Raw genomic sequence first — 9,287 nt, forward strand, 5'->3', positions numbered from 1 at the left:
ACGTCGAGGTCCGTGTGCTGCTGCCCGGGGCGGGTCTGCGCGACGGCCTGGTCCGACGGCTGAGGGCTGCGTCAGACCTGGCGGGAGCAGAGCACGCAGGTGGCGGCCGCACCCGGATGGCATGGCCTGCCGCCTACCGCGTGCGTCTGCTCCTCGGTGACGTGCTGTGCGCACTCGGGGCCAGTACGGCGGCGGCGGCGATGCGGGTCAGTCGGCAACCGGACCGCTTCGCCGTCGTCGTCCTGCTCACCCCGGTGGCCTGGGTGCTCGCCCTGCACGTCCTCCACGGCTACCAGGGCCGGCACCTCGGTCAGGGGCCGCGAGAGTACCAAGGGGTCGTGTGGGCGGGTGGACTCCTGCTCGGGAGTACGGGACTCGTCGCCTACGTCTTCGCCATGGACCTCGCGCGCGCTCCCGTCTTCCTCATCGTGCTGGCCCTCGTGGCGTCCTCCCTCCTCCTGCGCAAAGGGATGAGGGTGTGGCTCGGGCGTGCCCGTGCCCAGGGGAGGTACCGGCAGCGGACCGTCATCGTGGGGAGCGCGCGGTCGGCCACCGAGCTCATCCGCGAGCTCCGGGAGTCGCCGACGAACGCGTTCGAGATCGTCGGGGCCTGCGTGAGCGGGCTCAAGCACGCGGCACGGGCCGGTGCGACGCTCGACGGCGTGCCGGTGGCCGGCAAGCCGCGCGACGTGACGCTCGTCGTCGACTACCACGACGCCGATCTCGTTGCCGTGAGCGGGCATCCGGGCCTCACGGGCAAGGAGCTCCGCTCGCTCGCCTGGGAGCTCGAGGAGCGGGACGTCGACCTCGTCATCTGCCCGGGCATCTTCGAGGTGGCCGGGCCACGGCTGTCGATCCGCGCCGAGGCAGGCGCCTCCCTGCTCCACCTCGAGCGGCCCGTGCGCACCGGCGCACGGATCCTCGCCAAGCGTGCCCAGGACAAGGCGCTGGCGCTCCTCCTGACCACCCTGGCCCTGCCCTTCCTCCTGCTCGTGGCGCTGGCCATCCGGATCGACAGCCCCGGTCCTGTCCTGTTCCGGCAGAAGCGGATCGGCCAGGGTGGTAGGGAGTTCACGATCTACAAGTTCCGCACGATGGCCGTCGACGCGGAGGCGCGGCTCGAGGCGTTGCGGGCGTCGGGGCACGACGTCAACAGCGTGCTCTTCAAGGACCGCACGGACCCGCGCGTGACGACCGTTGGCCGCTGGCTGCGTCGCTTCTCGGTGGACGAGGTACCCCAGGTGCTCAACGTGCTGCTGGGCGACATGTCGCTCGTCGGCCCGCGTCCGGGGCTGGCCTCCGAGGTGGACCACTACGAGCCGGACGCCATGCGGCGCCTGCGCGTCCGTCCGGGGATGACCGGGCTGTGGCAGGTGAGCGGCCGGTCGACGCTCAGCTGGGAGCAGACGGTGCGCCTCGACCTCTGGTATGTCGACAACTGGTCGCCGATGCTCGACCTCCAGATCCTCGTCCGGACCGCCCGTGCCGTCGTCGGCGGCCGCGGGGCCTTCTGAGCGAGAAGTGGTGGTGCCCGCACGCAGCGAGGGGCAGGGGCGATGCCCCACGATGGGACCATGACCCAAGGTGGCGGTCCTCTCCTCCTCGTCGGAGCCAGTGGGCTCGCGGCCGAGGTCGCCGAGTGCGCTCGACGCCTCGGGCGCGAGGTCGTCGGATGCCTCGACGACGACCCCAGCCGCGTGGGCGAGGTGCTGCCCGGCGGCGTGCCCGTGCTCGGCACGACCGACGGGTTCACGACGTTCGACGTGCTCTCGCAGAGCGGCCCGGTCGAGGTCGTCGTCACCATCGGGCACGGGTCGGTGCGCTGCCGCGTGGTCACGAGGCTTGTCGCGTCCGGGGTGAGCGCCGACCGGTTCGCGACGGTCGTCGACCCGCAGACCATCCTGCCGCCCACCACCGTCGTGGGGCAGGGGACGGTACTGCTCGCCGGCGTGGTCGTCACGGCACCGGTGTCGATCGGGGACCACGTCGTCGTCATGCCACACGTCACCCTGACCCACGACGTCGTCGTCGAGGACTACGCCACGATGGCGTCCGGCGTGGGTCTCGGTGGTGGGGTGCGGGTGCGTTCCGAGGCCTACCTGGGGATGGGCGCCGCTGTGCGACAGGGGCTCACGGTCGGTCACGGCGCGACGCTGGGCATGGGTGCCACCCTGCTGGAGGACCTTCCCGACGGGGAGACGTGGGTCGGCACGCCGGCCCGTCGCCTGCGTGGCCCGAGGACTCCGGTCGGGGCATAGCCACGTAGCCCGATCGAACGGGCCCGGGCCCGTGGCGCCGCGGGGGCGCTCATCCGGGTCGTTCCACTCGTGCCAGACCGGATCTGGGCACTGGGGTCGCCGGACTAGCGCGTCCGGGCCTCGGCCGATGGCCGGACCTGTCCATCTTGCTCCGTTTGGGCGGCGGCCCCATGACCCCCTCCATAGCGTCGGCCCTGGTTGAACCAACTCCACCCGAATCTGCAGGGAACCCAGGTGATGCATGGTGAAACGCAACGACCGCACCGCGGCCCCAAGGACGATGCTCCCTGTCCGACGTGCCGCCCGACAGGTCAGCCCCCGACAGGTCAGCGCCCGACAGGTCAGCGCCCGCCCGAGCGGGGTGTCCCGATGAGGGTCGCCATCTTCGGGCTGGGCTACGTCGGCGCCGTCACCGCAGCAGGCCTCGCCGCACGCGGGCACGACGTCGTCGGGGTGGACGTCGACGCAGGCAAGGTCGCCACCCTCAACGAGGGACGCGCCCCGGTCGTCGAGCCGGGCGTCGACGAGCTCGTCGCCGAGTCGGTCGCCAGCGGCCGCCTCCGTGCCACGACGGACGTCACCGAGGCGATGGACCGCGCCGACCTGTCCCTGGTGTGCGTGGGCACGCCGTCACGGTCGAGAGGCGACACCGACCTCGGCTTCATCACGAGGGTGCTCTCTCAGATACGCGACGCGATGTCGGTGGTGCGGCCACCAGCATCGGGCTTCCACTCCGTCGTCATCCGCTCGACCGTGCCCCCGGGCACCGGCGCGACGGTCGTGGCCCCTGCCTTCGCCGAGGACCTGCTCCCCGCCGGGTGGTCGGTCGGCACGGCGATGTGCCCGGAGTTCCTGCGCGAGGGCAGCGGCATGGACGACTTCTTCGCCCCGCCCATGGTCGTCGTGGGCGCCCAGGACCCGCGGACGCGTGAGCACTGCGAGGAGCTGCTGGGGTTCCTCGGCCTGCCGATCCACCACGTCGACGTCGCCACCGCGGAGTCGCTCAAGTACGCGTGCAACGCCTACCACGCGGTCAAGGTGACCTTCGCCAACGAGATGGGCCGGATCTTCTCGCAGTTCGGCGTCGACTCCCGGACCGTCATGGAGCTCTTCTGCGAGGACCACAAGCTCAACATCTCGACGTCCTACCTCCGGCCCGGCTTCGCCTTCGGCGGCTCGTGCCTCCCCAAGGACCTGCGCGCGCTGCAGAGCATGGCGCGCGCGAACGGCGTCGACCTGCCGCTCGTGAGCTCGACCCTGGTGAGCAACGAGCTCACCGTGCGGTCGCTCGTCGACCGCGTGCTCGAGACCGGGTACCGGCGCGTCGCCATCCTGGGGCTGAGCTTCAAGATGAACACCGACGACCTGCGCGAGAGCCCCAACCTGGAGATCGCCGAGCGCTTTCTCGGCAAGGGCCTCGAGGTCCGGATCTACGACCCGGTCGTCAACCCCGCCAAGCTCGTCGGGGCGAACCGCGAGTACTTCGAGAGCCGTCTCTCGCACGTCAACCGCCTCCTCGCCGGCCACCCCGACGAGGCGCTCGCCGAGGCAGACGTCGTCATCGTCGCGACCTCCGACGCCGCGTGCCTCGCGGCCCTGCGGCGGGCCGCGCCGGCGCTCGTGCTCGACATCAACGGCCGCCTCGGCCACGACGTCGAGAGCATCGCGGGCTACCAGGGGGTGAGCTGGTGAGCGCAGGCACGTCCCGGCCGCGGGTGGCCATCATCGTCCAGAACCTCCCCGTGCCCTTCGACCGCAGGGTGTGGCTCGAGTGCCGCTCCCTCGTCGACGCGGGCTACGACGTCACGGTCGTCTGCCCGCAGGGGGAGGGGACCGGGCGCGAGCAGGAGATCGACGGGGTGCGGATCCTCGCCTACCCGCCCTACGCCCCGGGCGGGAGCGCCCTCGGCTACGTGCTCGAGTACGCGTGGTCGTTCCTCGCGACCGCACGCCTCGTCCTGCGCGCCCGCAGGGACGGGACGTTCGAGGTGCTCCAGGCGTGCAACCCGCCCGACATCTTCTGGCCGATCGCCCGGTGGCTGCGCGGCCGCGACGGGACGCGGTTCGTCTTCGACCACCACGACCTCTGCCCCGAGCTCTATGCGTCGCGCTTCGGCGGCCAGGGCCTGGCCCACCGTGGCCTGCTCCTCCTCGAGCGGCGGACCTTCCGGACCGCGGACCGGGTCACCTCGACGAACGAGTCGTATGCCGCCATCGCCAGGAGGCGGGGCGGCAAGGCTCCCGACCACGTGAGTGTCGTCCGGACCGGTCCCGACCCCGAGAAGCTGCGTCGCGGCGAGCCGCACCCGGAGCTCCGCCGCGGCCGCCCGCACCTCGTCGCCTACCTCGGCGTCATGGGACCACAGGACGGCGTCGACCTCGCCCTCCGGGCCGCCGACCACGTCGTCCATGCGCTCGGTCGCGACGACATCGCCTTCACCTTCATGGGGTCGGGCGACTCGCACGCGGAGCTGGTCCGGCTGCGCGACGAGCTGGGGCTCACCGATGCCGTCGACCTCCCGGGCCGGGTGCCGGACGAGTTCGTGGCGCAGGTCCTCTCGACGGCCGACGTCGGCCTGTCGCCGGACCCGCTCAACCCGCTCAACGACGTGTCGACGATGAACAAGACCATGGAGTACATGGCCTTCGGCCTGCCGGTGCTCGCGTTCGACCTCGCCGAGACCCGGGTGTCGGCGGCGGACGCGGCGCGCTACGTGCGACCCAACGACGTCGAGGAGTACGCCCGCGCCATCGTCGACCTCGTCGACGACCCGACGACACGCACGGAGATGGGCTACAGGGGTCGTCGGAGGGTGGAGGAGCACCTCGCCTGGACGCACCAGCGGCGCGGCTACGTCCGGGTCTTCGACGAGCTCGTGGGTCGGCGGGGAGCCGACGCGCCCTCGTCGCTCGCGGTCGTGGGGGGCTGAGCCATGTGCGGGGTGGCGGGTGCCTACCAGCAGCCGGACGGCAAGGAGCTCGTCTCGGCGATGGTCGACCGCATCAGCCACCGCGGGCCCGACGCCGGCGCGGTCGTCGAGCTCGTGCGCCCGGACACGGCGGTCGTGCTCGGCCACCGGCGGCTCTCGATCATCGACCTCTCCAGCGCGGGCGACCAGCCCTTCGCCAAGTCCGGCCTCGTGCTCACCTACAACGGCGAGCTGTTCAACTACCGCGAGCTTCGCAGCGAGCTGCAGAACCTCGGCACGCGCTTCGCGACGGAGTCGGACACCGAGGTCGTCCTCGAGGCGTGGCGGGCGTGGGGGCCGGGCGCCCTGAGCCGCTTCCGCGGTATGTACGCGTTCGCGATCCTCGACGAGTCGACCGGCCGCCTGACGCTGGCCCGTGACCCGCTGGGCATCAAGCCTCTCTACGTCCTACGCCGAGGGGAGGGCATCCTCTTCGCCTCCGAGCTCAAGGCCATCGTCACCGCGGTCGGGCCGGAGCTCGCCATCGACCCCGCCGCCATGGTGGCGTCGACCCTCTACTACTGGGTGCCCCAGGAGCTGGACGCGGTCGCCGGGGTGCGCCGCCACCCGGCGGGCACCTGGGCGGAGTACTCGCGCAACGGCTCGGTCACACGGGGGACATTCTGGGACACCGCCGCCGAGGCCGCACGGGCGTCCGGGGGAGCCCCTGCCGACGTGCGGCAGGTCGTCGCCGAGTCGGTGCAGGCCCACCTCGTCGCGGACGCCCCCGTGGCCTCCCTGCTCAGCGGCGGCCTGGACTCGAGCATCGTCACGGCGCTCGCCCACCGCAGCGACCCCTCGATCGAGGCCTACACGATCGCCTTCCGACCCGAGGACCAGCGCCTCGAGTCGATGCCCGACGACGCCTTCTGGGCCCGGCGGCTGGCGCGCCACCTCGGGATCCGGCTGCACGAGATCGAGCTCAGCCCCGACGTCGTCGACCTCCTCCCGCGGATGGTCGACATCCTCGACGAGCCGATCGGGGACCCGGCCGCCATCAACACCCTCCTCATGTGCGACGCCGCCCGCGCCTCGGGCGTCAAGGTGCTGCTCTCGGGCATGGGCGCCGACGAGCTCTTCGGCGGCTACCGCAAGCACCTCGCGATGCTCGTGGCGCAGCAGTACCGGCGGGTGCCGCGGCCCGTGCGGGCCGGGGTGCGCCCCGCCGTGGGGGCCCTGCCCGTGGCCGTAGGGGGACGGGGACTGAGGACCGTCCGCTGGGCGCAGCGGTTCCTCACCTTCGCCGAGCTGCCGGAGCAGGAGGCCTTCCGCCGGAGCTACACCCTGCACGAGCCCGACGACCTCGCCGAGCTGCTCGACCCGGAGCTGGCCGGGCACGTCGACACCGTCCTCGACCGGCACCGGGAGGTCTACGAGGACAACGACCTCGACGACCTCGTCGACCGGATGTGCCTCGCGGACACGCGGATGTTCATGCCCGGCCTCAACCTCACCTACACCGACCGCGCGAGCATGGCGGCCTCGACCGAGGTTCGTGTCCCGTTCGTCGACCCGGCCGTCTTCACGGCGGCCTTCTCGCTGCCGGGCACCGAGAAGATCCGCGGCCGGCAGCAGAAGGCGGCGCTCAAGGACGCGGCGAGGGCCTGGCTGCCCGACGACATCATCGACCGGCCGAAGGCGAGCTTCGGGGCGCCGCTGCGGGCCTGGGTCACGAACGACCTGCGGGAGCTCGTCGACGACGTGCTGCTCCGCGGCGACCTCGTTGACAGCGGGTTCCTGCGGCGGGCTCCCTTGCAGCGACTGGTCGACGACCAACGGAGCGGTCGCCGCGACCTCGCCAAGCAGGTGTGGCAGCTGCTCAGCCTCGAGCTCTGGTACCGCAACGCACGTTCCGCAGGGGTGGGATCGGCATGAAGCAGGTGGGGCAGAACTACCGGTCGGGTGAGCTCGCGGTGCTCGAGACACCAGAGCCCGTATGCCGTCCGGGCGGCGTCCTCGTGCGTTCCCACTTCTCGCTCATCTCCACGGGAACCGAGCTCATGAAGGTCACCGAGGCCCGGCTCTCGCTGCTCGGCAAGGCGCGGGCCCGGCCGGACCAGGTGCGCAAGGTGCTCGACTCGATGGCCCAGCAGGGTCCGGTCGCGACCTACAAGAAGGCGATGACCAAGCTCGACAGCTGGACCCCGCTCGGCTACTCGTTGTGCGGAGTCGTCGTCGAGGTCGGCGCGGGCGCGGAGGAGTTCGCGGTCGGCGACCTCGTCGCCGCCGCGGGCAACGAGTTCGCGCTCCACGCGGAGGTCAACTGGGTCCCGCTCAACCTCTGCGTCCCCGTGCCCGAGGGAGTCGCGGCCGAGCACGCCGCGTTCGCCACGGTTGGTGCGATCGCCATGCAGGGCGTGCGTCGCGGCGAGCCGCAGCTCGGTGAGACCGCGTGCGTCATCGGGCTCGGCCTCGTCGGCCAGCTCGTCGTCCGGCTGCTCGTCGCCGCCGGCGTCCGGGTCGTCGGCATCGACACCGTCGAGGAGCGGTGCCGGATGGCGGAGGCGGCCGGCGCGGTCGCCTGCGGGTCCCCGGACGGTGAGGGGACGGCATACGTGGAGCAGGTCCTCAGGACGCTCACCGGTGGGCTGGGCGCCGACCACGTCTTCCTCGCGGCGGGTGGTGCGACCAACGGCCCGGTCGAACTCGCGGCACGGCTCGCGCGTGACCGGGCGCGCGTCGTCGACATCGGCAAGACCCGGCTCGACCTGCCCTGGAACGCCTACTACGAGAAGGAGCTCGACGTCCGGTTCTCGCGCTCCTACGGCCCGGGTCGCTACGACGACCGCTACGAGCTCGACGGCGTCGACTACCCCGCGGGCTACGTCCGGTGGACCGAGCGACGCAACCTCGGGTGCTTCCTCGACCTGCTCGCCGGGGGCACGGTGGACGTGGGCCCGCTCGTCTCGGGGACCCATCCGGTCGACGACGCGGTCGAGGTCTACGAGCAGCTGCGCACCGGCACGCTGCGCGGGGTGGGGTTCCTCCTCGAGTACCCGAAGGTCGGGCCGGTCGAGGCATCGGCGCCGGATGCGCCTCACCGCAACGGTGCTCGCGTGCCGACTGTCGCCCCCAGGCCGGCTCGCGCCACCGGTGGTCGTGTCCGGCTGGGGTTCGTCGGTGCCGGAAGCTATGCCTCGTCGATGCTGCTGCCGCACCTGGCCAGGCACGACGGGGTCACGCTCGGCCCGGTCGCGACGACGAGGTCGCTGTCGGCGGTCAACGCGCGCCGCACCTTCGGGTTCGACACCGTGACCACCGAGGCCGAGGACGTGCTGTGCGACCCGTCGGTCGACGCCGTCTTCGTCGTCACCCGCCACCACTCGCACGCACGCTTCGTCTGCCGTGCGCTCGAGGAGGGCAAGGCGGTCTTCGTCGAGAAGCCGCTCGCGCTCACCCGTGCCGAGGTCGACGACGTCCTCGAGGTCGTCGAGCGCACCGGCAACGACCGGCTCATGGTGGGCTTCAACCGGCGCTTCGCCCCGCTCCTCGTCGACCTGCGCTCGCGCTTCGGTCCGGTCACGTCGCCGGTGGTCGCGCGCTACCTCGTCAACGCCGGTCGTATGCCGTCCGGCAGCTGGTATGCCGACGAGCAGCTCGAGGGGTCGCGCTGGGTCGGGGAGGGCGGTCACTTCGTCGACACGCTCGCCTGGTGGGTCGGTCACCGGCCGGTGGAGGTGAGCGCCCACGCGACCGTGGACGGCGCGGACCTGCACGCGACGCTGCGCTTCGAGGACGGCTCCATCGCGTCGGTGGACTACTGCACCAGCGGAGCCGCCCGGGTGCCGAAGGAGACGCTGGACGTCTCCGGAGCGGGCCGCAACGCCAGGTTCGAGAACTTCACCCGGGCCACGGCATGGACCGGGACCGGACGCGACGTGAAGCGCGCCCTCACCGGGCCGGACAAGGGACAGCGGGCCGAGGTGGCCGCGTTCGTCGAGGCGGTGCGCGGAGGGACCGCGATGCCGATCGGGCTCGACTCGCTCGTCGCGACGACGCGGGCGACGATCGCGGTCGCCGAGAGCCTCGTCTCGGGGACGGCGGTGGCGCCGTGACGAGG

At 72.2% G+C, this 9,287-nt stretch carries 6 protein-coding genes and 1 pseudogene; 6 read left to right on the forward strand and 1 reads right to left on the reverse strand.

The annotated features are described in order from the left end of the window. Positions 1–116 precede the first annotated feature (116 nt). Together ACOJV7_RS11330 and ACOJV7_RS11335 are read left to right on the forward strand one after the other, a co-directional pair. Positions 117–1,514, forward strand: coding sequence for a sugar transferase (locus ACOJV7_RS11330; RefSeq protein WP_420190250.1), 1,398 nt, complete (start codon positions 117–119; stop codon positions 1,512–1,514). Between the two features lie 60 nt (positions 1,515–1,574). Next, positions 1,575–2,258, forward strand: a complete 684-nt coding sequence (locus tag ACOJV7_RS11335) for a NeuD/PglB/VioB family sugar acetyltransferase (RefSeq protein ID WP_420190251.1) — start codon at positions 1,575–1,577, stop codon at positions 2,256–2,258. Between the two features lie 49 nt (positions 2,259–2,307). On the opposite strand, the pseudogene ACOJV7_RS11340 reads toward ACOJV7_RS11335, so the two are convergent. Continuing rightward, positions 2,308–2,607 (reverse strand): annotated as a pseudogene (locus ACOJV7_RS11340) (pentapeptide repeat-containing protein); the annotation flags it as partial. A gap of 20 nt (positions 2,608–2,627) precedes the next feature. Between ACOJV7_RS11340 and ACOJV7_RS11345 the strand changes: the two are divergent. From ACOJV7_RS11345 to ACOJV7_RS11360, 4 genes are read left to right on the forward strand one after another with little or no spacing between them, the layout of a single operon-like run. Further along, positions 2,628–3,950: a nucleotide sugar dehydrogenase gene (locus ACOJV7_RS11345; RefSeq protein WP_420190252.1), complete on the forward strand. Its 1,323-nt coding sequence runs from the start codon at positions 2,628–2,630 to the stop codon at positions 3,948–3,950. Beyond that, positions 3,947–5,188, forward strand: a complete 1,242-nt coding sequence (locus tag ACOJV7_RS11350) for a glycosyltransferase family 4 protein (protein ID WP_420190253.1) — start codon at positions 3,947–3,949, stop codon at positions 5,186–5,188. Before ACOJV7_RS11345 ends, ACOJV7_RS11350 begins: the two co-directional genes overlap by 4 nt. 3 nt (positions 5,189–5,191) lie before the next feature. After that, on the forward strand, positions 5,192–7,102 hold the full coding sequence (gene asnB / locus ACOJV7_RS11355) for an asparagine synthase (glutamine-hydrolyzing) (protein WP_420190254.1): 1,911 nt from the start codon (positions 5,192–5,194) through the stop codon (positions 7,100–7,102). Then, positions 7,099–9,282, forward strand: coding sequence for a bi-domain-containing oxidoreductase (locus tag ACOJV7_RS11360; RefSeq protein ID WP_420190255.1), 2,184 nt, complete (start codon positions 7,099–7,101; stop codon positions 9,280–9,282). The genes asnB and ACOJV7_RS11360 overlap by 4 nt, the downstream gene beginning before the upstream one ends. Positions 9,283–9,287: the final 5 nt, after the last annotated feature.

The sequence above is a fragment of the Knoellia tibetensis genome (assembly GCF_048606415.1).
In the GTDB taxonomy this organism is placed as follows: domain Bacteria; phylum Actinomycetota; class Actinomycetes; order Actinomycetales; family Dermatophilaceae; genus Knoellia; species Knoellia tibetensis.

What these genes read in the sequence shown, in the direction of transcription:
- ACOJV7_RS11330 (WP_420190250.1), top strand. Translation starts at nt 117, where the DNA reads ATGGCATGGCCTGCCGCCTACCGCGTGCGTCTGCTCCTCGGTGACGTG.
- ACOJV7_RS11335 (WP_420190251.1), top strand. Translation starts at nt 1,575, where the DNA reads ATGACCCAAGGTGGCGGTCCTCTCCTCCTCGTCGGAGCCAGTGGGCTC.
- ACOJV7_RS11345 (WP_420190252.1), top strand. Translation starts at nt 2,628, where the DNA reads ATGAGGGTCGCCATCTTCGGGCTGGGCTACGTCGGCGCCGTCACCGCA.
- asnB (WP_420190254.1), top strand. Translation starts at nt 5,192, where the DNA reads ATGTGCGGGGTGGCGGGTGCCTACCAGCAGCCGGACGGCAAGGAGCTC.
- ACOJV7_RS11360 (WP_420190255.1), top strand. Translation starts at nt 7,099, where the DNA reads ATGAAGCAGGTGGGGCAGAACTACCGGTCGGGTGAGCTCGCGGTGCTC.